The organism is Lactiplantibacillus daoliensis (assembly GCF_005405005.1).
Lineage (GTDB): Bacteria > Bacillota > Bacilli > Lactobacillales > Lactobacillaceae > Lactiplantibacillus > Lactiplantibacillus daoliensis.
Genome location: NZ_BJDH01000001.1, coordinates 115,885 through 141,621, shown reverse-complemented (window position 1 = coordinate 141,621; position 25,737 = coordinate 115,885). Strand labels below are relative to the sequence as shown.

Annotated in this window: 26 protein-coding genes, 7 tRNA genes and 1 riboswitch; of the genes, 22 read left to right on the top strand and 11 right to left on the bottom strand. The window is 44.4% G+C overall.

Translation table 11 applies throughout. From position 1 onward, the window contains the following. Nucleotides 1-89: 89 nt before the first annotated feature. Nucleotides 90-809: a DUF4811 domain-containing protein gene (locus tag FFM64_RS00730; RefSeq protein WP_137606084.1), complete on the bottom strand. Its 720-nt coding sequence runs from the start codon at nt 807-809 to the stop codon at nt 90-92. After that, nucleotides 809-2,281, bottom strand: a complete 1,473-nt coding sequence (locus FFM64_RS00725) for an MDR family MFS transporter (protein ID WP_137606083.1) — start codon at nt 2,279-2,281, stop codon at nt 809-811. The genes FFM64_RS00730 and FFM64_RS00725 overlap by 1 nt, the downstream gene beginning before the upstream one ends. 129 nt (nt 2,282-2,410) lie before the next feature. Between FFM64_RS00725 and FFM64_RS00720 the strand changes: the two genes are divergently transcribed. Next, nucleotides 2,411-2,863 carry a MerR family transcriptional regulator gene (locus tag FFM64_RS00720; RefSeq protein ID WP_137606082.1) on the top strand — a complete coding sequence of 151 codons (453 nt, stop codon included), beginning with the start codon at nt 2,411-2,413 and terminating at the stop codon, nt 2,861-2,863. A gap of 560 nt (nt 2,864-3,423) precedes the next feature. Here the strand turns inward: FFM64_RS00720 and FFM64_RS00715 are convergent. Continuing rightward, a complete protein-coding gene (locus FFM64_RS00715; protein WP_137606081.1) occupies nt 3,424-3,768 on the bottom strand; it encodes a hypothetical protein in 345 nt (114 codons plus the stop codon). A gap of 233 nt (nt 3,769-4,001) precedes the next feature. On the opposite strand from FFM64_RS00715, the gene FFM64_RS00710 reads away from it, so the two are divergent. The 5 genes from FFM64_RS00710 to FFM64_RS00690 all read left to right on the top strand — a co-directional run bounded on the left by FFM64_RS00710 (nt 4,002) and on the right by FFM64_RS00690 (nt 7,476). Beyond that, complete coding sequence (locus tag FFM64_RS00710) at nt 4,002-4,649, top strand: metal-dependent transcriptional regulator (protein ID WP_137606080.1); 648 nt, start codon at nt 4,002-4,004, stop codon at nt 4,647-4,649. Nucleotides 4,650-4,893: 244 nt separating this feature from the next. Then, nucleotides 4,894-5,094 carry a cold-shock protein gene (locus tag FFM64_RS00705; protein WP_024624485.1) on the top strand — a complete coding sequence of 67 codons (201 nt, stop codon included), beginning with the start codon at nt 4,894-4,896 and terminating at the stop codon, nt 5,092-5,094. Nucleotides 5,095-5,270: 176 nt separating this feature from the next. Then, a complete protein-coding gene (locus FFM64_RS00700) occupies nt 5,271-6,014 on the top strand; it encodes a threonine/serine exporter family protein (RefSeq protein ID WP_137606079.1) in 744 nt (247 codons plus the stop codon). A 13-nt stretch (nt 6,015-6,027) separates the two neighbouring features. Continuing rightward, on the top strand, nt 6,028-6,480 hold the full coding sequence (locus FFM64_RS00695; RefSeq protein WP_137606078.1) for a threonine/serine exporter family protein: 453 nt from the start codon (nt 6,028-6,030) through the stop codon (nt 6,478-6,480). A 144-nt stretch (nt 6,481-6,624) separates the two neighbouring features. Beyond that, nucleotides 6,625-7,476: an alpha/beta hydrolase gene (locus FFM64_RS00690; RefSeq protein ID WP_137606077.1), complete on the top strand. Its 852-nt coding sequence runs from the start codon at nt 6,625-6,627 to the stop codon at nt 7,474-7,476. Nucleotides 7,477-8,113: 637 nt separating this feature from the next. Here the strand turns inward: FFM64_RS00690 and FFM64_RS00685 are convergent. Then, on the bottom strand, nt 8,114-8,359 hold the full coding sequence (locus FFM64_RS00685) for a hypothetical protein (protein WP_137606076.1): 246 nt from the start codon (nt 8,357-8,359) through the stop codon (nt 8,114-8,116). Nucleotides 8,360-8,463: 104 nt separating this feature from the next. Next, the gene (locus FFM64_RS00680) at nt 8,464-9,474 is read right to left on the bottom strand and encodes an LCP family protein (protein ID WP_137606075.1); all 1,011 of its coding nucleotides are present in this window, start codon (nt 9,472-9,474) and stop codon (nt 8,464-8,466) included. 269 nt (nt 9,475-9,743) lie between these two features. Between FFM64_RS00680 and FFM64_RS00675 the strand changes: the two genes are divergently transcribed. Further along, nucleotides 9,744-10,406 (top strand): phosphatase PAP2 family protein, encoded by a 663-nt coding sequence (locus tag FFM64_RS00675; RefSeq protein WP_137606370.1) that lies wholly within the window; start codon nt 9,744-9,746, stop codon nt 10,404-10,406. 87 nt (nt 10,407-10,493) lie between these two features. Here FFM64_RS00675 and FFM64_RS00670 read toward each other — a convergent pair whose 3' ends face one another. Continuing rightward, nucleotides 10,494-11,297 (bottom strand): lp_1002 family arylesterase, encoded by an 804-nt coding sequence (locus tag FFM64_RS00670; protein ID WP_137606074.1) that lies wholly within the window; start codon nt 11,295-11,297, stop codon nt 10,494-10,496. A gap of 61 nt (nt 11,298-11,358) precedes the next feature. Between FFM64_RS00670 and FFM64_RS00665 the strand changes: the two genes are divergently transcribed. From FFM64_RS00665 to FFM64_RS00600, 15 genes are all read left to right on the top strand, one after another. Further along, a complete protein-coding gene (locus FFM64_RS00665; protein ID WP_137606073.1) occupies nt 11,359-11,925 on the top strand; it encodes a GNAT family N-acetyltransferase in 567 nt (188 codons plus the stop codon). Next, nucleotides 11,912-12,436, top strand: coding sequence for an Rrf2 family transcriptional regulator (locus tag FFM64_RS00660; RefSeq protein ID WP_137606369.1), 525 nt, complete (start codon nt 11,912-11,914; stop codon nt 12,434-12,436). The genes FFM64_RS00665 and FFM64_RS00660 overlap by 14 nt, the downstream gene beginning before the upstream one ends. Before the next feature lie 186 nt (nt 12,437-12,622). Beyond that, nucleotides 12,623-14,305 carry an acetolactate synthase AlsS gene (alsS, locus tag FFM64_RS00655; RefSeq protein ID WP_137606072.1) on the top strand — a complete coding sequence of 561 codons (1,683 nt, stop codon included), beginning with the start codon at nt 12,623-12,625 and terminating at the stop codon, nt 14,303-14,305. Between the two features lie 59 nt (nt 14,306-14,364). Beyond that, a riboswitch (Lysine riboswitch) is annotated at nt 14,365-14,548 on the top strand. 573 nt (nt 14,549-15,121) lie between these two features. After that, a complete protein-coding gene (locus FFM64_RS00650; protein WP_137606071.1) occupies nt 15,122-16,570 on the top strand; it encodes an amino acid permease in 1,449 nt (482 codons plus the stop codon). A 227-nt stretch (nt 16,571-16,797) separates the two neighbouring features. Then, the gene (locus FFM64_RS12430) at nt 16,798-17,142 is read left to right on the top strand and encodes a M15 family metallopeptidase domain-containing protein (RefSeq protein WP_263388954.1); all 345 of its coding nucleotides are present in this window, start codon (nt 16,798-16,800) and stop codon (nt 17,140-17,142) included. Beyond that, a complete protein-coding gene (locus FFM64_RS12425; RefSeq protein ID WP_263388952.1) occupies nt 17,139-17,480 on the top strand; it encodes a M15 family metallopeptidase in 342 nt (113 codons plus the stop codon). Before FFM64_RS12430 ends, FFM64_RS12425 begins: the two co-directional genes overlap by 4 nt. 103 nt (nt 17,481-17,583) lie before the next feature. Next, nucleotides 17,584-18,219, top strand: coding sequence for a deoxynucleoside kinase (locus FFM64_RS00640; protein ID WP_137606070.1), 636 nt, complete (start codon nt 17,584-17,586; stop codon nt 18,217-18,219). Between the two features lie 263 nt (nt 18,220-18,482). Continuing rightward, nucleotides 18,483-19,757 (top strand): serine--tRNA ligase, encoded by a 1,275-nt coding sequence (serS, locus tag FFM64_RS00635; protein ID WP_137606069.1) that lies wholly within the window; start codon nt 18,483-18,485, stop codon nt 19,755-19,757. Nucleotides 19,758-20,283: 526 nt separating this feature from the next. Beyond that, nucleotides 20,284-20,365: transfer RNA gene (locus FFM64_RS00630), tRNA-Leu, on the top strand. 3 nt (nt 20,366-20,368) lie between these two features. Then, nucleotides 20,369-20,441 (top strand) — tRNA-Thr (locus FFM64_RS00625). 26 nt (nt 20,442-20,467) lie between these two features. Continuing rightward, nucleotides 20,468-20,539: transfer RNA gene (locus FFM64_RS00620), tRNA-Gly, on the top strand. Nucleotides 20,540-20,547: 8 nt separating this feature from the next. Then, nucleotides 20,548-20,633: transfer RNA gene (locus FFM64_RS00615), tRNA-Leu, on the top strand. A 10-nt stretch (nt 20,634-20,643) separates the two neighbouring features. Further along, nucleotides 20,644-20,717 (top strand) — tRNA-Arg (locus tag FFM64_RS00610). Nucleotides 20,718-20,725: 8 nt separating this feature from the next. Next, a tRNA-Pro gene (locus tag FFM64_RS00605) sits at nt 20,726-20,799 on the top strand. 56 nt (nt 20,800-20,855) lie between these two features. Continuing rightward, a tRNA-Pro gene (locus FFM64_RS00600) sits at nt 20,856-20,929 on the top strand. A 57-nt stretch (nt 20,930-20,986) separates the two neighbouring features. Here FFM64_RS00600 and phnW read toward each other — a convergent pair. The 5 genes from phnW to phnC form a co-directional block, all read right to left on the bottom strand. Next, nucleotides 20,987-22,093 (bottom strand): 2-aminoethylphosphonate--pyruvate transaminase, encoded by a 1,107-nt coding sequence (gene phnW, locus FFM64_RS00595; protein WP_137606068.1) that lies wholly within the window; start codon nt 22,091-22,093, stop codon nt 20,987-20,989. After that, a complete protein-coding gene (phnX, locus tag FFM64_RS00590) occupies nt 22,090-22,884 on the bottom strand; it encodes a phosphonoacetaldehyde hydrolase (RefSeq protein ID WP_137606067.1) in 795 nt (264 codons plus the stop codon). Before phnX ends, phnW begins: the two co-directional genes overlap by 4 nt. Before the next feature lie 452 nt (nt 22,885-23,336). Then, nucleotides 23,337-24,170, bottom strand: coding sequence for a PhnE/PtxC family ABC transporter permease (locus FFM64_RS00585; protein ID WP_137606066.1), 834 nt, complete (start codon nt 24,168-24,170; stop codon nt 23,337-23,339). Next, nucleotides 24,167-24,967 (bottom strand): phosphonate ABC transporter, permease protein PhnE, encoded by an 801-nt coding sequence (phnE, locus tag FFM64_RS00580; RefSeq protein WP_171000244.1) that lies wholly within the window; start codon nt 24,965-24,967, stop codon nt 24,167-24,169. The genes FFM64_RS00585 and phnE overlap by 4 nt, the downstream gene beginning before the upstream one ends. Beyond that, nucleotides 24,960-25,724 (bottom strand): phosphonate ABC transporter ATP-binding protein, encoded by a 765-nt coding sequence (gene phnC / locus FFM64_RS00575; protein WP_137606065.1) that lies wholly within the window; start codon nt 25,722-25,724, stop codon nt 24,960-24,962. Before phnC ends, phnE begins: the two co-directional genes overlap by 8 nt. Between the last annotated feature and the right edge of the window lie 13 nt (nt 25,725-25,737).

Here is a 25,737-nt window from a genome sequence, read left to right as displayed (position 1 = left end):
AATCTCAAGCATTAGAACTTTAATCAAAAAAGGGGAGCCCACATCAGTCGATAATGACTGAATGTGAGCTCCCTCTTTATGATGTTTGACTATTTAGCTTGTTTGACAGTTTGAATCATCTTTTGCATGGCAGTGGCCTGATATTGTGCTGCAGCTTGTTTTTCAAGCTGGGCCAATTGCGTTGCTGACATGGTTGGATTCTTGATCATGGCAGCTTTAACTGCGTTTTGAACGTAAGTCTTAGCCTGGACCTTTAATGTGGCCGACTGTTGCTTAGCGAGCTTGCTGAGCTGTTTAGCTTGAGACGTGCTAAGCACCGCCCAAGTCTTTTGAACGTAGAAAGTATTGGTGCGCTTAATCAATTGTTTGTCGTTGTCGGCAATCCCAAACCAGAGCTTGGCCGTGCCACTCTTGTAAGTCCAGCGAGTCGTCTTGGTGACTAGCTTAGTTGAACCGGTGGTGGTTTTGACCTGGTTCGACGTTTTGACATTGGCCGCCGTTGTGATGGCTTTTTTCTGATTGGCCGCCGTTTTATAAATGTAAACACGATGCTGGTCGGATGTCCCAACTGATTGGTAGAGTAACATGTCGAGTTGGGAACTGCCAGCGGATTTCAAAGTCACGGTCTTAGTGGTCGTGACCTTTTTCATACCAAAATGCTGGCTGTCATTCATGACGACGAGCACCAATGAACTGACCAATGAAATAGCGAAGAGGACGCTTAAACCATATTTTAGCCAAGAAGCTGGCATATAAATAAAGGTCAAAAACAAGGCGATAGCACTAATTATTAACAGCGCGATAATCATTAGGCGTCAACCTCCTTTTTAGTAATCTTGGTTGAATGGGCCTTATCTTGCATAAAGAAGGCCACAATTAAGCCAACGACACAGAAGGCAACAGCAACATAGAACGCAGCGTGATAGCCACTCAAAGTTGCGTTGAAATAGTTATCTTGGTAACCTAAAGGATTCTGTTTGAGCATTGACTTAGCTGGTGCTTGCGATGTCGTCACATTTGATAAAACTGAAGTCAAAATGGCGGTCCCAATGGAACTGGCGATTTGACGGACTGTGTTGTTGACTGCGGTCCCATGGCCCATCATGTCTAATGGCAAGGCATTCATCCCAGCAGTTGTGGCTGGCATCATAACCATTGAAATCCCAAACATCCGAATCGCGTATAAGACGACGATATAAATGGTTGGGGTGGTACGAGTGATGAACATGAATGGCACGGTCCCAGCAGTTAAGAGGAACATCCCTAGAATTGCAAGGCGTTTTGCCCCAAAACGGTCAAAGGCTTGGCCAGTAATTGGACTCATAATCCCCATCATTAAGGCACCGGCCAATAAGGTTAAGCCAGAATCAAAGGCGGAAAAGCCATGAATAATTTGCAAGTAGAGCGGAATGACCATTTCGGCGCCGACCATTGCCATGTTGGTGACGGAACTTAAAACAGCCGCAATAGTAAAGCGAACGTGCTTGAAAACGCGAAAATCCAAGAATGGTTTGGCCATCGTTAATTGACGCCAAACAAATAAGATAATCCCAATAACCCCAATTGCTAACATGACTAAGACTTTGGTTGAAGTCCAACCGTCATCACCAACAGAGGAGAAGCCGTAAAGTAAACTCCCAAAGCCCAAGGTTGACAGTGCCAATGATAGAAAGTCGAGTTTTGGTTTCGAGGTTTCTAAGACGTCAGCCATAAAGAAGAAGCCAGCAATCAGTACCACGGCAACGATAGGAATAATCATCCCAAATAAGTCACGCCAGCTCATATTATCAATGACCCAACCAGAAAGTGTCGGGCCAATTGCAGGGGCTAAACCGATCACAATCCCGGCCATCCCCATGGCGGCCCCACGTTTGTCAGCAGGGAAAATCGTTAACATAATCGTTTGTAACAGCGGCATCGTGACACCGACACCCACAGCTTGGATCAACCGACCAGTGAGCAATAATTGGAAATTAGGGGCGGTGAAACAAATAATGGTCCCAATTTCAAAAATGGTCATGGCAGAAAGGTACAGCCACTTGGTACTGAAACGGGTACTTAACCAGGCGCTAACTGGGATCATAATCCCATTAACAAGTAAGAAACCAGTCGTTAACCATTGAACAGTCGAAGTGGTAATCGTGAAGGCCTTCATTAAAGTTGGAAAGGCAGTCGTTAAAATCGTTTGGTTCAGGACGGTACAAAAGGTCCCAATTAATAAAATAGCAATGAGTAAGCCACGTTTATATGGCTTCCCATTCGTATCAACAGCAGTTGACAAGCAAATCCCTTCTCTCTAAAAAACTACGTTGTCTAATATAATCGGATTTTATGCTTTTGTCAACAAACTTGACATCGATGTTAAAAAATATATACTAAGTATTGTAAATTGAAGAAAAGAGGTCGCCCAGTGAACAATCAGAATGCAGAATTCTTAAAAAAATTAAAAGCACAAGTGACTAAACACAAATTTACGGTTGGAATTAGTGATCTAGCTAAGACGACCGGGGTTTCACAAACGCAATTACGTTATTGGGAACAAAAAGGCTATATTCACAGTCAAAAAGTAACTGAAAAAAATACGGTGCATCGTTTTTCATATGGCACACTCATGCGCGTTCATTTTATTAAAGCAATGTTGGATGAAGGTTTTACTTTAGCGGCTGCGTCACAACGCGCAACGGAACAGAGCACACAAATGGAGATGATGCGGATCTTTACAACCAATGCTTTTCAGGGTGTTGAAGAACGCGAGGGTCATCACATGATCAACTTGGGGTACTTTGATGAGGCACATACCCAGAACTTGTATGTTTTTATCGTTGATAATGAACCTCATTATCGTGTTTATCCCCAAAAATAAGCTGGCCAAATTAGCTTCTAACTTGTGAAACCGGTTAATTAATGGTAGATTTAAGTCGGTAAGTATCGGTCAGTCATGCGGACAACAAGTTTCCCACTCGTCAACCGATCTTATGGCTGGGTTGACCGTTGTCATGTTGGTCGTGTTTTGAAGTTTAACTTTGCAAAGAGATTTACAACAGAGCGCGAAATTAGCGCTGAGAGATGCCTGGTTTAGTTCAGGTAGTGATCGTGCATAAAACAACGTGTAATTGAATCTAGAAGTAGTTTTCAATTGTCCGGTGATGATATTTACTAGTAGGACCCAAGTGTTGTGGGAAAGCTTGGGTCTTTTTTATTGGCAAGAGTGTGAGGTCAACCGGGTTGCTTCCGAGCATAGCCTAGCCACCAGTATCATGCGGTTTTCGCATGGTGCTGGTGGCGTAGCTAAGCGGAGGACGCAGGTTGGCGGAACACGTTTCGGCTATTTAATTTAGAACTAACGCTCTGAGAATGCAGGCAACAAAAAATGAGGTCAACACAATTGTGCTGACCTCATTGATTAAGTTTAACGGTGGTTGTTTATGATCTGGAGAGTTGCGCGAAATGACTCGCGTACCATTCATCCCAACTGAGTGCTGGATTGCCACTTTCAAAATATTTTTGATCGAGACGGTCGATAAGACTGAGGTAGGCTTGGTATGAAAAGTTAAGACTATCTGTCAAACGTTCAGCTTTGGTCATGTAGCGGCCAAGTGTCAAATGTTCGTTAATATCAGTCATGTAGTTAACGACGTCATAGTTAGACATTAACTCGAGATTGTTGGCATCAAAAAGCTGTTGATAAAACTTAGCAAAGTCTTCAACGGCTTTATGTTGCAAGCTATCGTTGAGTTGGGTAATGGATAATTGAGCATCATCATTCACGATGCGGTTCCTCCTTAGTATTGAAGCACGATCCGAAAAAAATAAATTTTAAAACGGCGATGACCCGTAAGTCATCGTTTTGCGCTACAATTTAATTATGGCACGATTAGCGTGGCTTTTCAAAAAAATGTCCAAATTATGCGGCTTAATTAATCAGTAGCTAAAAAATGTTAAATGGTGTACGATAATTTAATTAAGCAGACAGATAAATTTAGTTGAGGTGACGTAAATTCATGACCCCCATGAAGGAAGATTACTTAAAAATCATTTTCGAACTTGGTGGTACGAAGAAGAAGGTGTCGAACAAGCAGATTGCACTCAGCTTAGACATCGCAGCTGGTTCCGTGACGGAAATGGTTGGTAAATTAGTGCAGGACGGTTTAGCAAAGCATACGCCTTATGCCGGAATTTCATTAACGCCTGAAGGCATCCGCTATGCAGAAACCTTGGTTCGTAAGCATCGAATCTGGGAAGACTTTTTGGTTGATAAGCTGGATTATGATTTGCCAGATGTTCACTCTGAGGCGGAAGTCTTGGAGCATGTGACTAGCGAGCGGCTGGTTGATTCCTTAGAGTCTTATTTGGGTCATCCAACGCATTGTCCCCATGGTGGGGCTATTCCGGATAAGGATGGTCATTACACCGAGGACAGTCATACTGCACTGGCCGATACGGAAGATGGCAGCGTGGTTTCGATTGAACGGTTTATTGATAACCATGATTTGTTAGTGTACTTACATGACATTGCTCTGAAAATCGGTCAGGCGGTCAAAGTTGTGAAGCATGATCCGTTCGAAGGACCAGTCACGATCGAAGTTCAAGCAACTGGCCAACAGATTCCGGTTAGTTACAAAGCAGCCCACAATATCTTCGTAAGTTAGTGGCTGCTTCAAAAAGCTGTGATGTGCGTTGATCACTTAATTCTGAATTTTTAATCGTTTGATAAAAGAATTTAGGAAATTCGCGTGATTCGCTATCCTTTTCGAAAACAATATGCTACAATTACTCTTGTAGCTTGGTTAGGTAATTTTGGTCAGATCGTTTCAATAAACTATCCCCATTTGCACCGAATCATGATTTACATTAATTTATATGTGCAAAAAAGCACTAGGAGGATTTTTTATTATGGAACATGGAACAGTTAAATGGTTTAACGCCGATAAAGGTTTTGGTTTTATCACTCGCGAAAACGGTAGCGATGTATTCGTACATTTCTCAGCTATCCAAGAAGACGGCTTCAAGACTCTTGAAGAAGGCCAAGCTGTAGCATTCGACGTTGAAGAAAGCGATCGTGGCCCACAAGCAGTTAACGTTACTAAAGACTAATTAACGGCTTAAAAGGCTTTTCTCTGATTCGTTAGAGAAACTTCAAAGACCGGTTATGGAAGGAAACTTCCGTAGCCGGTTTTTTTCGGCCTTTTTTGTTTTGGGGGTAGCTGTAAGCTCAAAATTAGCTTAAAGTTAGGCTATTAAGAAATGAGTTTCATTTAGGGGGTGCCATGATGACCACAGATGAATTGATTATTGCAACTTGCTTACGTGCTGGCAAGATAATGGTAGAAAATGGATCTGAAATTTCACGTGTTGATGATACCATGATTCGAATTGCTCAGAATGCGGGAGTGGTACAGGCGAATACCTACGTGACAATTACGGGGGTTATGATGTCAATTCAGGGCCGCAATGCGACACAGATTGCGGCCGTGACTAAACGGACGATTGATTTGGAAAAAGTGGCTCAGGTGAACCAATTGTCACGTGAGTTCGCCGATCAATCCATTGATTTACCAACACTGCATGCGCGATTAGGACAGTTAGACCAAGCGTCACGGTCATTTCCCCTCTGGTTACAATTAGTTGGGGCGGCCTTGGTTAGTGGGCCATTGATGATTATGTTTCGTCAGGAAACCATCAATACTTGGCCGACGGTTGTGATTGGTACCCTGGGATACTTAGTGTTCTATCTTTTAAATCGTTATTTAAAAATTAAGTTCTTGAGTGAGTTAGTGGCGGCGTTATTCATTGGTTTTGCGGCGGAGTGGGCTTATCAGATCGGATGGGGGACGAATATCAATGATATTATTATTGGGTCATTGATGCCGCTAGTGCCCGGCGTGCCACTGACAAATGCCGTCCGTGATATTTTAGCGGGAAATTTCGTGAGTGGTCCCGCCCGAGCGGTTGAAGCATTGATTAGTGCGGCGGCATTGGGATTTGGCATCGCTGTGGTGATTACGATTTTTTAGAGGAGGCGTGCTAATGGGTGTGATTGGACAATTAATGTTGGCTTATTTAGCCGTCTTGGGCTTTGGCTTAATTATCAATATTCCCCGACATGCCTTAAATGTCGCCGGCTGGATTGGGACCATCACTTGGGGTGGCTATCTCATCGTGCAAGCTTATGGCGGTGGTGTGGTACTCGGCAGTTTTATCGGTTCGGTCGGTATCGGCGTACTCAGTAATCTAGTCGCTCATTATAAGAAAATGCCGTCGATTATTTTTAATATTCCGAGTCTGGTTTCATTTGTGCCGGGGAGCCAGGCTTATCAAATGGTGCGTAACTTCGCGTTAGGTCAGTACGATCAAGCTGTAGGTTTTATGCTACAGGTAGTTGTCATTACTGGTGCGATTGCGTTAGGCTTTTTGGTTGCCGAGCTATTAAATCAATTGATTGCTTTTTGCCAACAACAATGGCGCAGATTAAAAGTTTAAGGAGACTAGGGTCATCACAAACCATGTGATGGCTTTTTTAGTCGCAGCAACTGAAGATTGCCATATTTTTGTGTTAAAAATTTGCCTTCGACCAACTCGAAGCCTGTATACTTAGAGAACTTTAAATAATAGGGGATTTTGCAGATGAAACGAAAGTGGTTAGGGCTCTTTTTAGGCTTGGTCATCATTTTAGGGGTGAGCTTAGCCAGCTGTACGCAACACAAAATTTCAACAAGGGCGAGTCAAAAGTTGACGCCGACCTTGTTTTTTCACGGTGGTGGTAGTAGCTATCATGCTGAAGAACAGATGGCTAATGCTGCGAAAAAAGCCGGTGCGACTAATACAATCATTCGCGCGATGGTGGACAAGACTGGGCGGGTTAAACTAGTTGGGACGATCAAAACGGGCGCAACCAATCCGATTGTCGAAGTGAATTATGAAAATAATCGCGAGCTAAACTATCGTAAGCATGGCGAATGGGCGACTAATGTGGTCAAGGCGTTGCAAAAGCAATATCATTTCAAGTCGATAAATATGGTCGGACACTCATTAGGTAACATTTCGCTGATTTATTATTCGTTGCAAAATTCAGGCAACACTAAGTTACCGAAATTGCGTAAACAAGTCGATATTGCTGGCCATTTTGCTGGCTTGAATTTTGACAAGTTACCGGCCGCAGTCACACAACCGGCCGGCTTGAGCCTGAACTCGGCTGGAAAACCCAATCACATGAATGCGACTTATCGCGAAATGACGAAACTGCGACAAGTGTTGCCGAAAAATCAGGTGAGTGTGTTAAATCTGTACGGTAATATTGGTGGTCAGACGGATGGGACGGTGCCGAATGTGTCCTCGCTGTCTTTGAAGTATCTGGTCAGTCCACGGGCAAAGTCTTATCGGGAAAAGGTGTTCACGGGGAAGCTTGCACGCCATTCAAAATTACATGAGAATCCCAAAGTCGATCGGACCTTGATTCACTTTCTGTGGGGAAAATAATTAAAGAGGTTGAAAGGCTCAAAAATATCACAAATATCACAAATGTCGCAGCGCCAGTAACCATTACATCTAAAGTAGATTCGCTCAAATTCAACGCTCCGTCAGTCAAAATTGGTGTGCTGTGGGGGACGGTGCCAGCCAAAGGACGGTCTGGCACCTCAATTCAAAGCCGAAGAAGCACGTCTTTGAATTGCCCCGCGAAATTAGTCAACTAAGAACGCTGACTAATTTCGCCGACACTGCACACCGATTTTAATTGACTCCGCTAAGCGTGACTAACTGATTTACAAAAGAGCTACTGATTAGCTGAAGGCTGTTGCTGTTAGCATCGGACGTGCAGGTGGCGTTTGACCGGGTGTTATTTTTGCCGGTCTTACACCACGGACGGTTCGGGAGATTTGCGGTTTTGGCAAAGCTTCCGGGCGAGGGTCAAGACGTTTCTGAGGCTTGAACCAGTCCCTTGTTCGCATGCTATCAGTAACAATCGGAAGCGGCAGTCATCGACTAATCTTCACCGCCTTATTATTGAAATAGTGGTGCAGACCGACAATTTTTAACTTGCAGCCTTTAGAAAATAATCAAAACGGTATCGTAACTGAGACAATTGTCAGTTGCGGTACCGTTTTTGTAATCAGGGTTAATTCAGTTTAGTTGATTCGGCAGCGTTGAATAGCCAGACCCCTTGTGGCGTTTGTTGGTAGGCCATCTCGGTAACCTTACCAGTTCTTAAATCAGTGAAGATGAATTTGATTTCATCGTTGTTGCGAGTCGCATAGCGTACGCTTAAGCCATTGGTCGGATTGTCTTTGATTTTTTCAATGGCAGCGCCCAGTGTTGGGCCATCTGGGTACTGACTCGCTAGTTCAAATTTTGGTTGTGACATTTCTTCAACTCCATGTTAGTTAATAGCTTCATTATAGCATTTGAATTAAGGCCGATGCTGCACAAAAAAACTATCGAGGTTAGTCGATAGTTTTAGTAAGTTGCTTATTTGGCGTACATTGAACCGGTGGTAGCTTCCTTAAGATCTAAGGACTTCCGTAAAACGTTCGTCACACGTTGCTTTTCAGTTTGAGGAACGACTTCGAAGGATTGACCGTTGATCATTTTGCCATTACCTTGGGCGTGATCTGAGACGATGTTCTTCGTCGCAACCCGATAATTAGAAACAATGCTGGTTAAGTTTCCGAATGTTAAATCGGTCCGCGTTTCTTTGGCTAACGACTTCAAGAAATCCTGTTTCATCAAGTTAGTGGCATTAGTACTTTTACTAATAATGGTAGTGATTAATTGCCGTTGTCGTTGTTGTCGACCATAGTCACCTAAGGGATCATCATAACGCATTCGTGAATATGCTAAAGCCTTGGCACCATTCATGTGTGTCTCACTACCTTTTGTAAAGGTATAGCCAATGTAGTTAAAACTTCGGATTGGTGTAATATCAACTCCACCAATTTCATCTACAACTTTTTTCATACCACCCATATTGATCAGAGCGTAGTAATCAATTGGCACATTTAGCCATTTTTGGACAGTTTTAATGGTCGTTCCTGCACTACCATACGCATAAGCTGCATTTAGTTTTGAAGGGAAGTCTTGTTCAAAACCAGAAACTGCGACTTCTGAATCTCGTGGAAGACTCATTAGTGTGGTAGTTTTAGTTTTAGGGTTGATAGTTGCTATGATAATACTATCTGTTCGGCCCTTGTAGTCCCGACCCATAGCCCCAGTATCGGTTCCTAATAACAAAATTGAAACTGGCTTTTTTCCGTTTAAAATGGCATCAGTATTCCGTGACTTTTTAATCCCACTACTTTGATAGACGATCTTAGCGGCGTTACGCGCATTAAAATAAGTCCGTGCAGCAAAGGCGCCAATTCCGACCAGTAATACTGCTAAAATAACTAAAAGCGTATTCCGTACTGGATGCTTCTTCTTAGGACCCTTACCCCCAGATTTTTCCTGACGCATCTGTGAACGACTTGGCATTTCTTCCATAAATTTTTCCTCCAAATAGTTATGTAAAAACTATACATAGTTTAGCATTCTTTAGTGTCATCGGAAACAAATTTCAAATAACCCCGAAGAAGTTTTTGGTCCCGTAACCCATTCTCAATCATACCTGTTTTGTGACAATAAAGGGCGCGTTTTGTGCTTTCTTTGTGATTTTTTAAGGTTCCCTAAACAAATGAGACGACTTTTTAGCCCGTTAACCAATTATGGTATAATTTTATTAATTGTTAATATTAATGGGGGTTCTAATTTTGATGATCGATAAGTCGCGTAGCCGGCCGGTCAAATTTGTTGTTGCGGTGATATTATTTGCGTATTTAAGCTACTTTATTCAGTCTGGCGCGGTCGGTATCGATTTATTGGATGCGGGTTTGACGTCGGCGGCAACACTTAAAGTTAATGGCTTCTTTACGGCAATTTTCAAGCTGATCAGTTGGTTGGCCTCGCCTGGTCGCGACATTTTTTGGGCGGTTCTTTTAGCATTTTTATTGTACGGGTTTAAGTACAAAATTCAGGCCTTTTGGTCGCTGGGATTGATGGCCGGTGGGGTAATTCTAGATTTCATTGTTAAACACGTCATCGCACGGGCGCGACCCATTGGACATTTAGCAACGGATACGGGTTACAGTTACCCAAGTGGTCACACCATTGGGACTTTCGTATTGGTCGCGACGGTAATTATCATCATTGTGCCGGAAATTGATAATTATCGACTAGCACAAACGATTAAATGGGTTAGTGTTGTGTGGCTATTACTTGTCATGGTAGCGCGCGTGTATTTACAAGCCCATTATCCGACTGATACGATTGGCGCGGTTTTGTTAGGTTGGCTGTGGCTTGAAGTGATGGAGTGGTTGTATGTTTTCTATGCGCCAACATTGCTAAAGTGGCGACTATTTTATCGCTCGTATTTGTAAATTAACTGAATAAACCGAAATGTGGCAATTTAAAATTTGCTCAGATAGCGAAAGCCCAGGAAAAATTTCCTGGGCTTTTTTACTATCTTAGGATTGTTTGGCTTGTTGGTGAAGCCATTCTAAGGCCAGCTCGAACCAATGTGCCGCGTGGGGCAGGTTGGCATCTGGTTTCCAAGCGGTTTGTAAATTGGCGAGCGCTAAGCCATGTGGTCCATGATCAAAGAGATGTAGTTCATAGGGTAATTGTTGCTTAGCGAGGGCCGTGGCGTAGGCTAAAGTGTTGGTGGCTGGGATCAAGGGATCATCTGCGGTTGCCCAAATAAAAGTCGGGCGATTATAACCATTGATTTGTTCATCTGCCGCCATTTCGTTAGGCTGTGTCGTCCATTTGGCGAGCGTGGCCGCATCGGTTGGATAGCCATAGGTCGGATTAATGACGGGATAACTTAAGATAACATTTGCGATTGTTAATTCCGATGCGGGCACTTGCATTCGTTGTGGCAGCAGTGTGTGCCAATAGTCGTTGTAAAGGGCGACAATGTGACCGCCGGCACTGAAACCGACTGGTGTAATTTGATTAGTATCGATATGCCAAGCCGTGGCGTTTTGGTGGATGAGCTGAATGGCGCGTCCTAGATCTAAGACTGGTGCCAGGCCCAGTGGTTGATGGTCGCTGATTAATGTATATTCGAGATAAAAGGCCTGATAACCGCGGCCAGCAAAGGCTAGCGCCAGTGTTTCGGCTTGGCCAACTGGAATTTGGTGATAGCCACCACCGGGCACAATAATGATGGCGGGGAGTGTCGTTTGTGCTGTATTTTGATCCAATGAGTGGAGTAGTCCGGTCAGTTGGGCGGGGCCAGTTGCTAATTTTTGTTGAATAACTTGCATGCAATCACCTCTATTGATATGGTTAACGTAACTAGTATAACGCAAGCAAGGGGGTCCAGTGATGCTGAAGGCAACGCCAAATCTACAAAATGAACAGTTGCGGTTACGGCCATTCGTGAATCAGGATGCCACCGATTATTTTGAAATGGTACGCGATCCACAAGTGGCAGTGAATGCCGGTTTCACGCCGGCCAATAGTTTAGTTGAGGCTGAATATTTACTAAGCCGGCAACTAAAATTAGCAACGGTGTTTGCGATTGAATTAAAGCCCGCCGCTAAAGTGATTGGAAGCGTTGGGTTATATGAGCGGATGAACGCACAAGGTGAGCCAGCGCCACAACAGATGGATCTTGGTTATATGTTGACAGCCACTGCTTGGGGGCACGGCTATATGACTGCGGCGGTGCGTTTGATTATCAATTACGCGTTTCAGGACTTAAAATTACGTCGGTTAACCGCGAGTTGTCTGGCACCAAACATCGCATCGAAGTTAATCTTGATGCATGCTGGTTTCAGACAATATGATCAGGTGACCCATCCAGCCTATGCTCAGTTTGGTGCGGGCCAAACTGAATTGTTTTTTGAGTTATTACCCGCAAATGGAGATGAAACTAATGCAACTCGCTAAATCATTCGAACAGGCGGCTTGTGTGCTGGTTTTACTGGCGACGCAGCGACCTGATATTCCACTGACATCGGATGTGATTCATGAACGGATTGGCGGTTCGGCGTCGTATATTCGAAAAATCATTCGAAAACTAGTGGTGGCAGACTTGGTAGCGTCCACTAGTGGGAATAATGGTGGTGTTCAATTAGCACGTTCGCCAGAAACGATTTCAATCAAAGATGTGGTCTTGGCGATTGAAGGACCGCTGCATACTTTCCCAGATCGTGGTTACTTCGATCAAGTTTTTAAAGACGTTCAACCGGTTGCGGACGAAGGCACAAAAGTCGTCAACGGCATTTTCTCACAAGCTGATCAGCTGTGGCTTGAGTTTTTAAGTGGTCAGAAGATTGCGGCCCTCATCAAGGATTTATTGGCGGTGAGCCAAATTCCAGTCTTAAATTGGAACAATCAATCCGAGGATAAAATGGGTCAATTAAACCAGATTTTGGCGCGGATGCGGACCGCTAAGTGAGTGACCGTACAAAGTAGGTAAAAATGTATGCGGTTTCTGGCATGAATTTGCTGGAAACAGGAAGTTTGCGGGATTGCTGTCGTGGTTGCTCACAGAAACTTTATTTCACAAGTGAACAATCGCTGTTATTACAGCGTTATCTATGGTATTCTAACATTAATTTTCACAAATAGGAGCGAGCAAAAAATGGCAGATAAAAAGTATTATGGCGCCGATGCTATCGTTGATAGTCTGGCTAATCATGACGTTAAGTATGTTTTTGGGATTCCCGGTGCGAAGATCGACCGCGTTTTCGAACGCTTAGATCATCCAGTAAACCCCAAGAGCCCTAAGTTAATCGTGACTCGTCACGAACAAAATGCCGCTTTCATCGCGGCTGGTATCGGGCGAATTACTGGTAAGCCCGGGGTCGTAATGACGACTTCTGGTCCAGGGGCAAGTAATTTAGCTACTGGGTTAGTGACTGCCACGGCTGAAGGCGATCCAGTTTTGGCTATTTCTGGTCAAGTTCAGCGAGCAGATTTGTTGCGTTTGACCCATCAAAGCATGGACAACGCGGCCTTGTTTGAACCAATTACAAAATACAGTGTTGAAGTTCAAGAACCAGAAAATGTCTCTGAAGTTATTGCAAATGCCTATCAATCTGCGGTTGCAGCTAAGCAAGGGGCCAGTTTTGTCAGTGTTCCTCAAGACGTTACGGATTCAATTGTTCGCCGTCCAGTGATCAATCCACTGCAAGCACCTAAACTCGGGCCTGCTAGTCCGGTTGAAGCCACTTTGTTGGCCCAAAAAATCAAAGCCGCTAAGTTGCCAGTCTTACTGGTTGGGATGCGAGCTTCATCACCAGAAGTCACTAAGGCGATTCGGAACTTGGTCACAACGGCCAATTTACCGGTTGTGGAAACTTTCCAAGCTGCCGGTGTGATTTCACGTGATTTGGAAGCAGAACATTTCTTTGGTCGTGTCGGTTTATTCCGGAACCAACCAGGGGATATGTTATTGAAGAAATCCGACTTGGTCATTGCAGTCGGCTACGATCCAATCGAATATGAACCACGTAACTGGAATGCAGAAGGTAAGTCACGTATTGTCGTTATTGACGCCATGCGTGCCGAAATTGACCACAACTTCCAACCAGAAACAGAATTAGTCGGTGATATTGCCCAAACGTTGGACTTTTTGTTGCCTTATATGACTGGTTACGATATTAGTACAGAATCAAAAGCTTATTTGAGTGAATTACAAGAGAAGCTTAAGACGCGTGATTTTGTGCCAAATATCGATGCCGATTCTAAATTGAGTCATCCTTTATCCGTGATTGCGGCTTTGCAACAGCGGGTGACAGATGAAATGACGGTGACGGTCGATGTCGGGAGTTTCTATATTTGGATGGCCCGTCATTTCCGGAGTTATGAACCACGTCATTTATTGTTCAGTAATGGGATGCAGACGTTGGGGGTTGCTTTACCTTGGGCGATTGCGGCAGCTTTAGTTCGGCCAAATACGCAAATCGTATCGGTATCTGGTGATGGTGGCTTCTTATTCTCTAGCCAAGAATTGGAAACAGCGGTTCGGTTACATTTGAACATCGTTCACTTAGTTTGGAACGATGGTAATTATGACATGGTTAAGTTCCAAGAAGAAATGAAATACGGTCAGGACGCAGCGGTTAAATTTGGCCCAGTTGATTTTGTGAAGTATGCTGAAAGCTTTGGTGCTAAAGGACTGCGGGTCAATGCTCCCGCTGAATTGGACGCTGTCTTAGATGAAGCCTTTAAGACAGAAGGGCCAGTTGTGGTTGATATTCCAATTGACTATTCTGACAACCAAGCACTTGGTAAAACAATGTTGCCTGATCAATTCTATTAGACTGATTGTCGTTTTTACAGTTGTCAAATTGAAATGGCTTTTGTATAATGGTTGAGTATATCGAAAGAAGAGGACGCGGTTAACATGAGTAGCCAGTCGGAATCGGGTAACCGGTGTTGATGATTGGTGAAAGGGGCGATCGCCGAAATGATCTTGACTGTTACCGTCGAGATTGTTGGGCCTTGGTTGAACAAATCAAGGACTGTCGCAACTGGGATTCAGTTGCGGAGCGCTGTCGACGATGAAATCAGCATTTAACATGACCATCTGATGAAGTCTTTTTGCGCAGTTTGCAGAAGGACTTTTTATTTTGGAAAAGTGATGCCAGAATCGGTGGAAACACTTTTAGATATAAATATACGACTTTAAGTCAAAACTTGATTGGTTAATCAACAAGATTAGTGCTGACTTGCCACTCTGGTTGGGCAAAAATTGGCTGGAACGTGGTGGCCACGGTTGTGAGCCAAAGTGCGGTCTCACAAGCCGGGCTTTATCTAAGACGGCACAAAAACACCGTCTAAGATAAATTTCACCACTGAGCCAATTTTGGCCTGCCCGACGTTAAATTCTGTTTACAAAGGAAGGCATGAATCTAGCCGAGAGGTTGCCAGCTGAAAGGCTCAGCCGTGTAATTTTCCTTAGTGTGGGTGGTTTTCCCGGACTTAGGAAAAGGCCAGTTTTGAAGACCGTTTTTTGGCTTCAAAATGGCCCACAGCGTTCCAGCCTTTCAGCTGGCAACCGGCAGGCGGCAAGGTTAATCAGATTGATCACCATCAGGATTAACGAAAGAGTCAAACATTTTTTGGAGGTTTCTGCATGGCAGAAGAACAACAGCATGAAGTGAAGCGCTCGTTACAGACGCGCCATCTCTCCATGATTGCGTTAGGCGGTAGTATTGGGACCGGGTTGTTTGTGGCATCCGGTTCCGCAATCTCAACGGCGGGGCCAGGTGGCGCGTTACTGGCCTACGTCGGTATTGGGATTATGGTGTATTTCTTAATGACCAGTTTGGGTGAAATGGCGACATATTTACCGGTCTCTGGGTCATTTTCAACGTATTCAACACGGTTTGTGGATCCGGCACTTGGATTTGCGATGGGGTGGAATTATTGGTTTAACTGGGCGATTACGTTAGCGGTTGATATTAGTACTGCTGCAATCGTCATGCAATTTTGGTTGCCCCACATTCCTGGTTGGGTCTTTAGTCTGATTGCATTGATTCTAATTTTCACAATCAATGCTTTGTCAGTACGTTCCTTCGGTGAAACCGAGTATTGGTTATCCTTGATCAAAGTTGTCACTGTCCTGATTTTCTTGGTCGTCGGTGTTTTGACGATTTTTGGGATTATGGGGAGCAGTGCCACGGATCTCAGCAACTTTACGTATAAAAAGGCACCCTTTGTTGGTGGGATTCCAACGATTTTAAGTGTTTTCGTTGTTGCTGGGTTCTCATTTCAAGGAACTGAATTGATTGGGATCACGGCGGGTGAATCTGCTACGCCTGAAAAGAGTATCCCAGCAGCCATCAAACAGGTCTTCTGGCGAATCTTATTATTTTATATCTTAGCGATTTTCGTGATTGCGGCGATTATTCCTTATACGTCTAAGGACTTATTAGGATCATCTGCAACCGATATTGCCATCAGTCCGTTTACGTTAGTCTTTAAAAAGGCCGGGTTGGCAGCCGCTGCGAGTGTCATGAACGCTGTCATTTTAACGTCAGTGTTATCTGCCGCTAATTCAGGCATGTACGCGTCGACACGGATGCTTTACTCACTTTCGAAACAAGGTTATGCTCCGAAAACCTTTGGACGTGTCAATGGCCGTGGGATTCCGGTGATGGCTTTGTTAGGGACGACCGTTATTGGGTTATTAACCTTCCTCTCAAGCATGTTTGGTGACCGGATTTACATCTTCTTAGTCTCCGCTAGTGGTTTAACTGGTTTTATCGCTTGGTTGGGGATTGCGATTTCACACTTGCGGTTCCGACAAGCCTTTGTTAAGCAAGGCCATAAATTGAGTGAGTTACGTTATCACGCAAAATTGTTCCCATTTGGGCCGTTGTTTGCCTTCTTCCTCTGTATGATCGTTATCATTGGTCAAGACTTGCATTCATTTGCAACCTTGGATTGGCAAGCCATCGGAGTAACGTACATGAGTATTCCATTATTTATTATTTTGTTTTTCTATTACAAGATTCGTTATCATACAAAATTGATTCCGTTGGATGAAGTGGATCTTTCGAAGCACCATTTAGACGATTAATCGTTGAAGTGTCTGGACAAAATTGTTCAGGCGCTTTTTTAGTAGTTAGATAAAATAACTTATCATTAAGAAGTCTCAAAGAAAGAGGTTGAGTAATTGCAAACTGGTTAAATGATGTTACGCTGACAACAGAAAGGCAGCGAGCATAGTTGAAAAAGAGAATGATAATGAGCCTGGCACTGTTAACACTGGCAGGATTATTGACGGGTTGCACTGAGCTCAGTTCAATGAGCAGTGCAATCACGCACAGTGTGCAGATTAGCCGAGGACAAACCAAGCGTGAAAAGTTAATCAGTGAGTTACCTAAAGGGGTGACTGCTACGGATGCTGATTTAATCGTGGTCAATAAGTGGCATAAGCATAATGAGCTGACCTTTAGCAAATCGACTCTTGATAATCAGACGATTCGAACCTCAGCATTAAAACCACTAACGGCCTTCTTGAAAGGAGCGAAAGTAGCCGGTTATCCAGCGACATTGGTTTCAGGGTATCGGTCAGTTGCAGATCAAGAAACGGTTTGGAATCAATTCAGACTTATGAAAATGAGGGTAAAAGTGAGAAGCAGGCGTTGAAACTGACTAAAGAATTTGTGGCAATGCCACGAGCGAGTGAACACCAGACGGGTTTGGCCGCGGATATTATGAACACGAAATGGTATAACGACAATGATAATCAGTTACTTTCAAAATCCGATCAGACGGACGGTCAGAAATGGTTAATTACTCATGCACCTGATTACGGCTTCGTCTTGCGATTTACCAAAGCTGGCGAAGCTTCAACCGGAATTACCTATGAGTCCTGGTATTTTCGTTACGTCGGCAAAAAGAGTGCGGCCTTTATGACTAAACACAACTTAACGTTGGAACAATACATCTCATTATTAAAATCACGCGAAAAAGCGGCAAAGTAATCTTGTAACCAGATATTGCATTTTAGCAAGGGTGTGCGTACAATATGTAGTGTTGCTTTAATAAACAGATGAAATATTGGTCATGAATAAAGGAGAGAACCCCATGCTTGTAATGTCAGGAACAATTGGTGCTGGTAAGACCAGTTTGACGCAATTAGTTGCCGATCACTTCGGTTCAAAAGCGTTTTATGAATCGGTCGATGACAATCCCATTTTGCCATTATTCTATAAGGATCCTAAAAAATATGCTTTTTTGCTACAAATTTATTTTTTAAATAAGCGACTTGATAGTATTAAATCCGCATTTTCCAATGACCTTGACGTCTTGGATCGCTCGATTTTTGAAGATTCCTTGTTATTCCATTTAAATGGTGACTTGGGCCGAGCAACAAGTACGGAAGTGGATATTTATGATTCCTTATTAAAAAATATGATGCAAGAATTGCCAGAAGCTGAACACCAAAAGAGTCCTGATTTATTAATCCATATTAATATTTCGTTTGATACGATGTTAAAACGGATTCAAAAGCGGGGACGCTCATATGAACAAATTGACCAAGACCCAGATCTGTATAAGTATTATGAAACCTTGAATGATCGTTACACACAATGGTATGCTGACTATGATCGCAGTCCTAAGATGCAAATCGATGGTGATCAACTTGACTTTGTGGCCGATCCAGCCGCACGTCAACAAGTTATTAAATTAATTGATGATAAGGTTGCTAGTTTAGCCTAGTTGCCTTATAGTAATAGCAGAATATTAAACACGGCGCGTTTTAAGTAGACAATCAGAGAACCGGTGGGTGGTGTGAACCGGATGTCGAAACTCCGACGCGACAAAGTGGGCAGGTAATACTGCACGGCAGAGCCGTTATCCGTTTGAGGGTGGGATTCTTAGTAATCCTGAACTTGGGTGGTACCGCGAATCGCAGTTTCTTCGTCCCAATTTGGGCGTAGAGACTGCTTTTTTGATTGCAAATTTTAAGGAGGATTTTTTAGATGTTAGATGTCAAACAAATTCGTCAAAAACCAGATTTCTTTAAAGAACAATTAGGGCACCGTGGTGTGCCAGCGGAACAAATCGATGCTTTGATCAAAGCGGATGCTGATCGGCGTGACTTTATTGCCAAGAGTGAACAGTTGAAATCGACTCGGAATCAAGTTTCCGGTGAAATTTCACAATTAAAACGTAACAAGGAAGATGCCAGTGCCCAAATTGCAGAAATGCAAAAAGTTAGTGCTGAAATTAAAACCTTGGATGAAGATCGTCGTAAAGCCGAAGTTGAAGTGCAAGATATGGCTGCTCATTTACCAAATGTGCCACATCCAGACGTACCAGTTAGCCTAAATGAAGACGATTCGGTTGAACTACGTCGTATCGGTACGCCCCGTAAATTCGATTTTGAACCTAAAGCACACTGGGAACTCGGTGAAAGCCTTGGTATTTTAGATTTCGAGCGTGGGGCCAAGGTTTCCGGCAGCCGTTTCTTGTACTACATGGGTGATGGCGCCAAACTTGAACGAGCCGTTTATAATTTCTTCTTGGATCAGCATGAAGCAGAGGGCTATACCGAAGTGTTGCCACCTTATATGGTGACCGACGAATCCATGTATGGGACCGGTCAATTTCCTAAGTTTAAGGATGATGCGTTCCGGATTACGACGCAAGATTTGAGCTTGATTCCAACTGCTGAAGTGCCATTGGTCAACTATTACCGTGATGAAGTGATTCCAGCCGAAAAATTGCCAGTTTACTTTACCGCTTTAACGCCAGCGTTCCGTGAAGAAGCGGGGAGTGCCGGTCGTGATACCAAAGGCTTGATTCGTTTACATCAATTCAACAAGGTTGAAATGGTTAAATTCACTAAGCCTGAAGATTCATGGGATGAACTTGAAAAATTAACCAATAATGCTGAATCATTATTGAAGAAGCTTGGACTGCCATATCATGTCATTACATTAACCTCTGGCGACATGAGTTTCACGGCCGCGATGACTCATGATTTGGAAGTTTGGTTCCCAGAACAAAACAAGTATCGTGAAATCTCAAGTTGTTCAAACTGTACTGATTTCCAAGCCCGGCGCGCGCATATCCAATATCGCGATGACGATGGCAAGCTTCAATTTGTGCACACATTAAATGGGAGTGGCTTAGCTGTTGGTCGGACAGTTGCCGCCATCATGGAAAACTATCAAAATGCCGATGGGTCGATTACGATTCCTGATGTTTTGGTGCCTTACATGCACGGTAAGACTAAGATTACGAAAAACTAGGATAGGTTGTTAAAAGAGAATCGCCATTATTGGTGGTTCTTTTTGTTTACGTTGTTAGTAGGTCGCGTTCATGAACTGAATCGTGACCAGATTATCTAAAAAACTAACTTGATTGAATATATTCAGGGTATTCTTGCAAAAGTTTTGATAACTTTTACTCAAAATGGCAAGCTGCTTTGAGTATTTTTGTGAGTAAATGACTGGTTTAAACTCAAAAAGCCAGGCGATTGGGCCGTATTAATCCCGATGTTAAAATTAATTTAGTTTCTAAAACAGCGAAATAACAGCATTCTGCGAGTCAATCGCGTTTTTGAGTCAAAAAGATTTCATTTAGGGGTTTGCTAATTTTGCGTGCAGTGCTATAATATTTCTTGTCGGAAAAATATGCGTTTCAAAAGTATATTTATCCAAAAAGATTTAAAAACATGTTGACAGCTATTCAACATGATGGTAAAGTTAAATAGTTGTCACGGCTTATCAGTAAGCATTGTCTGATTCGACAACAAGGCATGATTAGTTTAATCATGCGGGTGTGGCGGAACTGGCAGACGCGCTAGATTTAGGTTCTAGTGTCTTACGACGTGGGGGTTCGAGTCCCTTCACCCGCACATGCCGACTTAGCTCAGTTGGCAGAGCATCTCACTAGTAATGAGGAGGTCGGAGGTTCGAATCCTCTAGTCGGCATTTTCCATCAATTTAATAGTTTTTATGCGGAAGTAGTTCAGTGGTAGAACATCACCTTGCCATGGTGGGGGTCGCGAGTTCGAATCTCGTCTTCCGCTTTTAATTTGCCGGGGTGGCGGAATTGGCAGACGCACAGGACTTAAAATCCTGCGGTTAGTGATAACCGTACCGGTTCGATCCCGGTCCTCGGCATTTTAAATATGCACCCATAGCGCAATTGGATAGAGTGTCTGACTACGAATCAGAAGGTTGTAGGTTCGACTCCTACTGGGTGCATTTAGTATCGGGAAGTAGCTCAGCTTGGTAGAGCACCTGGTTTGGGACCAGGGGGTCGCAGGTTCGAATCCTGTCTTCCCGATCGATTCCCAACAGTCTTAGTTATTGTAACTAGGGCTTTTTATTTAAACTTTTTAACGGGAAGTAGCTCAGCTTGGTAGAGCACTACGTTCGGGACGTAGGGGTCGCAGGTTCAAATCCTGTTTTCCCGATTACGACTAAACCACAAAAAATCCAGTCAATTTGGCTGGATTTTTTTGTCGCCTTTTTTAATGTGAACTGGCCTGGTGTTGATAGGTCGCGATAACGGTGAGCAACTGTTTAATATCTGATGGCGTGACATCGCCGATAGAACCAATCCGAAAACTAGGCGTAGTCGTGACTTTTCCGGGATAAATCACGAAACCATGTGCTTTCAAAAATTGATAAAAGTGAGGAAAGTCGAAGGTTGGCGTGGGGTACTTAAATGACGTGATAATTGGTCCTTGTACCGCTGGTTGAATCACTAGCGTAAAACCGAGCTGTTGCATCCCGGTACTTAGGACTTCTTGATTTTCCCGATAGCGTTGATAGCGCTTAGTCACGCCGCCTTCTAGGGCTAGTTCTTTGAGCGCCTGTGAAAAAGCGTGGACAACGTGAGTCGGTGAGGTGAAGCGCCATTTCCCCGGAAACTTGGTCATCGTTTGCCACTGGTCGTACAGATCAAGACACAGTGAGCGGGCATTACCAGCGGTTTGAGCGAGCTGTTGTCGATTGGCAATAACAAAAGCAAAGCCTGGGACACCTTGGATACACTTGTTGGCGCTACTAATCAGATAATCACAGCCCAGTTGGTCAACGCTCAGTGGCACACCGCCCAAACTCGACATGGCATCAATGATACTGATGATATGTCGGGCTTTGAGTAGTGGCATAATTTGGTCAATTGGATTCAAGATCCCGGTGGTGGTTTCACTGTGGATCATAGCGAAATGGGTGACTTCTGGATGGGCATCAAGTGCCTGAGCAATACGCGCCGGGTCAACCGCTTGATCTTCATCAAAACAAATATCGATGTGTGGAATTTGATAGTAGGCGGCGATATCGCTGATTCGCTGGCCATAGGCACCATTGATGGCAATCATCAGTAAGGCGCCTTCAGGTGGAATTGCGGTTCCAATCGTGGCTTCAACGCCATAGCTGCCACTTCCCTGGATTAGGATACTGGTATAGCGCTCAGGACTGGCCTGTGCAACGGCCAATAGTTGTGACCGCACGCTCTCGGTGATATTACGGTAGTCTTGATCCCAAGTACAATAATCAATCTGCATAGCGGCTTTCACCGTTGCCGTGGTACTCAGTGGACCGGGAGTCAGCAATAGATAAGGTTGTTTCATAATTTTTCTCCTTCGCGATTTAATGTCGTAATTAAAGCCGGCAGTTCAGCCATTGACGTCAAAATAAAGTCAGCCTGAACACCGTGGTACTGATCACTGACCATTTGGCGTGCGTTAGCTTGCTCGACAGGTGTCAGTGCTGCAAATTCGGCTTCCGTTAAGCCCATCAAATTACTCCCGTCAACCATTCCGACACTGAGGCAACCAGCATTTTTGGCCTCAAGAATGTCATTGATCGAATCACCAACTTTTAGTACCGCTTGTCGGTCAGTGATGCCAAGTAAATCGCAGGCGTGTGCTAGCATTGCTGCGGCTGGTCGCCCGACACCGTTCGTTTGTTCCGAGGTGACATTGACGCGTGGCTGGTAGCCTTGTTCGGCGGCCACGGGGAGGACGATCTTGAGCATGTCGGCGTCGTAGCCCGACGTGGTGCCATAAGGTAGTTGATTGTCAGTTAAATAGGTGATGACAGCGGCCATGCCTGGCTTGAGTTGCGCAAAATTAGGCAGTTCAGTTAGAAGCCGCTGCTTGAAATCATGATAAATCTGGTCACGGTCCGTGGCGGTAGGCAGCCGGTGGTAAAGCTGTTGCCAGGTTGTTTGAACGTCTGGCAATGCCATGATTTTGCGAATGTGTTGGGCTTTATCAAGCCCCATATCACGGCGGATCTCTGCCACGGTTAAGTCGATACCGGCGGTTTTAAAGGCTTGTTGAAAGGCAAAGATTGGCGCCTGGCTACCGTAGTCAATCGTTGTCCCGGCCCAGTCAAAAATTACTGCTTGAATACTCATTGTAAAAGACCTCATTTTATTTTTTTTGCACTCGTACCGTCCGTGGTGAGTGTTTTAGTTCTGTTTCTGAAGGTTGCAAGTTGAAAATCACGACTTGTGCCACTACCTCAATAATTAGGCCATGAAAACTCGTCGCTTCCAGTTGGTGCTGATCACATGCGGGCGAAGTATCAGCGCTAACTTCCAGCTAATCAGTGGTTCTTTTTTAATGAAAACATTATTCACGCTCAGCGGAGTCAGTCAAAACTGGTGTGTAGTGTTGGTAAAATTAGTCGGCGTTTTTAGCCGACTAATTTTACGGGGCAATTCAAAGACGTGTTTTATCGGCTTTGAATTGAGGTGCCAGACCGTACTTTGGCTGGCACCATTCCCCACGGCACATCGATTTTGACTGACGGAACGTAGACGTAACGGTTACTGGTATTAGGACAGTTGTAACGTTTTTGCTGCTTTTAGTTCTGTTTCAAATAATGACCGCGCAATTTCATGGAAATGACTTCCAAGATGATTGCGACACCTAAGAGTAAATAAACGATTAGACCGACTTCGTGAAAATTGAAGTAAAAGCCACTGGCCATAAATAAGTAATAGCCAATATCATTAGCGCCCGCTGCTGCCCCAACCGCCACGGCGTTGGCAAAGTTGATTTCAAACCGAATGAAGGTCCAACTGAGCAAAGCCGGGATAATTGACGGCAGAATCGCTTGAAAAACGATCGGTAAAAAACGCACCCCACTGGCTTTTAAGGCTTCAATGGTTTCGGTGGGGGTGGCTTCAATACTTTCAGAGTAAGCTTTGACTAAATAGGCGATGCTATGAAAGGTTAGGCCAACGACCGCGGCACTGGCGCCTAATCCCATGACGACAGAGTAGATCAGCACCCATAAGATGGTTGGAATGGCACGAATAAAGGCCATGACCGCTTTGATGCCGGTTGCCAGCCAGTTAGGGGCTAAGTTACGCGCCGCGCCCATAGCAATAAAGAACGCAAAAACCGCGCCGAGAATAGTGGTGAGCAGGCCGAGCGATACGCTGGTAGCAAGGGCCCGTAAGAGCAGTGGCCAAGTGTCTTGTCCAACGCTTGGGTGGAGAAACATGAGGGTCAAGTTGCTTCCTAAACTACTGATGGCGTCATTGACTTTCAGGCCGCTAGTATTCAAGGTGACCAAGGTATAGATAGTCACAACGGTTAAGCCTGCCAGTACAAGACGTAACACACGTCGTGGGCGCGTCGTGAGCGAGAGCTTGGTAGGTACTCGTGCTTGTGAGGGTATTTCAGACTTCATGCGATGGCCTTCCTAATTTTAGTTGAGGTGAGTTCAAGTGTGATGACCAGGATGGCAATCAATAGAACGATTAAGCCAGCGGCGTCATAACGAAAACTTTTGAAATAATAATTAAAAAGAAAACCGATGCCCGTCCCCGTTAAAATACCAACTAAGGTTGCGTCTCTAAGATTATTTTCTATCATATAAAGTAACCAGCTGGTTAACGTCGTGGCGACCTCCGGCAAAACACCACAAAAGACACATTGCGTATAAGTTGCCCCAACCGCTCGTAAGGCGCTGAGTTTGTCAGGATCCAAATCTTCGATAGTTTCGGTAAAAGCACGGGTGAGATAGCCGAGCGTCATGAAAAATAAGGCGAGAAAGCCTGTGAAGTCACTCTGTTTAAATGAAAAAAGTAAGATCATGGACCAAGCAACGACTGGAATGATACGGACCAATGAGGCGCCTAATCGAATTACCAGATGCCAATAAGGAGCTGGTGCGGTGGGCTTAGCACCTAAGATGGCAAAGAAGAGACTAAACAATCCGGCGCAGATGGTCGAGGCAATCGCGATGAGCAAAGTTCGCCATAGTTGAAAGCTAATGGCGCTAAGATAGGAGAGCGACCGTTCAGTTGGAATGAAGTTTTTGAACAACCAGATCAAACCAGCGGGGACTTGTGTCAGGGCCGTCATGGTTTGAAAGTTGACCAGGGCCATCGAAAGCCAGTAGATGCCAATCAGGATTAAGAGAATGACCGTCAATTGGATTCTGCGCCGGCGGAAAAAGTGTTGCGGTGTCAGTTGATTAGGCATGCGCAGACACCTCTTTAGTCGGTGCTTGACGATAGATTGCTTGTAGTTTTTCAGGGGTGAGTGCGCGTTGTGGACCTTCATAGACGATGGTTCCTTGATTAATGCCAACAATATGGTCAGCGTAAGTTTGGGCAATTTCCAACTGATGCAGGTTGATGAGAATAATGAGCTGTTTACTCTGGGCCAATTCGCGCAAAATATCCATCACTAGTTTTGTCGATTTGGGGTCCAACGAGGCAATCGGTTCATCACATAGGATCATCTTCGGATGTTGCATCAGGGCGCGTGCAATGCCGACGCGTTGCTGTTGCCCACCACTAAGTTGATCACAGCGTTGTAAGGCAAAATCGCCGAGGCCAACTGCTTTCAGTAGCTCAAGGGCTTCATTTTTTTCGGCCGTACTGTACAGCCCGAGAATGCCAGCGAGCGTCGATTTAGCACCAAGGCGCCCATGCAGGACGTTTTCCAGTGCTGTCAGCGGTCCGATTAAATTATAGTTTTGAAAAATCATGCCAATGTGGTGGCGAATTTGACGCAACTCGGCGGGCTTTGCTTGCCGAATATCGGTATCGTCTAAGAGAATCTGACCAGCATCGTCGCGAATGAGCTGATTGACACTTCGCAGAATAGTTGTTTTTCCGGCGCCAGATGGGCCGATGATGGCGGTGACTTCACCAGGCTTTGCCGTAAAACTCACTGATTTTAAAGATTGTTTTTGCCGATTATAGGATTTATCGAGACCAATAACTTTTAGCATGGCGAGCTCCTTT

Bases quoted from the DNA above. Each gene is read 5' to 3' on its own strand.
- FFM64_RS00730 (WP_137606084.1), bottom strand. From the start codon at position 809: ATGATTATCGCGCTGTTAATAATTAGTGCTATCGCCTTGTTTTTGACC.
- FFM64_RS00710 (WP_137606080.1), top strand. From the start codon at position 4,002: ATGACCCCCATGAAGGAAGATTACTTAAAAATCATTTTCGAACTTGGT.
- FFM64_RS00705 (WP_024624485.1), top strand. From the start codon at position 4,894: ATGGAACATGGAACAGTTAAATGGTTTAACGCCGATAAAGGTTTTGGT.
- FFM64_RS00700 (WP_137606079.1), top strand. From the start codon at position 5,271: ATGACCACAGATGAATTGATTATTGCAACTTGCTTACGTGCTGGCAAG.
- FFM64_RS00695 (WP_137606078.1), top strand. From the start codon at position 6,028: ATGGGTGTGATTGGACAATTAATGTTGGCTTATTTAGCCGTCTTGGGC.
- FFM64_RS00690 (WP_137606077.1), top strand. From the start codon at position 6,625: ATGAAACGAAAGTGGTTAGGGCTCTTTTTAGGCTTGGTCATCATTTTA.
- FFM64_RS00685 (WP_137606076.1), bottom strand. From the start codon at position 8,359: ATGTCACAACCAAAATTTGAACTAGCGAGTCAGTACCCAGATGGCCCA.
- FFM64_RS00680 (WP_137606075.1), bottom strand. From the start codon at position 9,474: ATGGAAGAAATGCCAAGTCGTTCACAGATGCGTCAGGAAAAATCTGGG.
- FFM64_RS00675 (WP_137606370.1), top strand. From the start codon at position 9,744: ATGATCGATAAGTCGCGTAGCCGGCCGGTCAAATTTGTTGTTGCGGTG.
- FFM64_RS00670 (WP_137606074.1), bottom strand. From the start codon at position 11,297: ATGCAAGTTATTCAACAAAAATTAGCAACTGGCCCCGCCCAACTGACC.
- FFM64_RS00665 (WP_137606073.1), top strand. From the start codon at position 11,359: ATGCTGAAGGCAACGCCAAATCTACAAAATGAACAGTTGCGGTTACGG.
- FFM64_RS00660 (WP_137606369.1), top strand. From the start codon at position 11,912: ATGCAACTCGCTAAATCATTCGAACAGGCGGCTTGTGTGCTGGTTTTA.
- alsS (WP_137606072.1), top strand. From the start codon at position 12,623: ATGGCAGATAAAAAGTATTATGGCGCCGATGCTATCGTTGATAGTCTG.
- FFM64_RS00650 (WP_137606071.1), top strand. From the start codon at position 15,122: ATGGCAGAAGAACAACAGCATGAAGTGAAGCGCTCGTTACAGACGCGC.
- FFM64_RS12430 (WP_263388954.1), top strand. From the start codon at position 16,798: ATGAGCAGTGCAATCACGCACAGTGTGCAGATTAGCCGAGGACAAACC.
- FFM64_RS00640 (WP_137606070.1), top strand. From the start codon at position 17,584: ATGCTTGTAATGTCAGGAACAATTGGTGCTGGTAAGACCAGTTTGACG.
- serS (WP_137606069.1), top strand. From the start codon at position 18,483: ATGTTAGATGTCAAACAAATTCGTCAAAAACCAGATTTCTTTAAAGAA.
- phnW (WP_137606068.1), bottom strand. From the start codon at position 22,093: ATGAAACAACCTTATCTATTGCTGACTCCCGGTCCACTGAGTACCACG.
- phnX (WP_137606067.1), bottom strand. From the start codon at position 22,884: ATGAGTATTCAAGCAGTAATTTTTGACTGGGCCGGGACAACGATTGAC.
- FFM64_RS00585 (WP_137606066.1), bottom strand. From the start codon at position 24,170: ATGAAGTCTGAAATACCCTCACAAGCACGAGTACCTACCAAGCTCTCG.
- phnE (WP_171000244.1), bottom strand. From the start codon at position 24,967: ATGCCTAATCAACTGACACCGCAACACTTTTTCCGCCGGCGCAGAATC.
- phnC (WP_137606065.1), bottom strand. From the start codon at position 25,724: ATGCTAAAAGTTATTGGTCTCGATAAATCCTATAATCGGCAAAAACAA.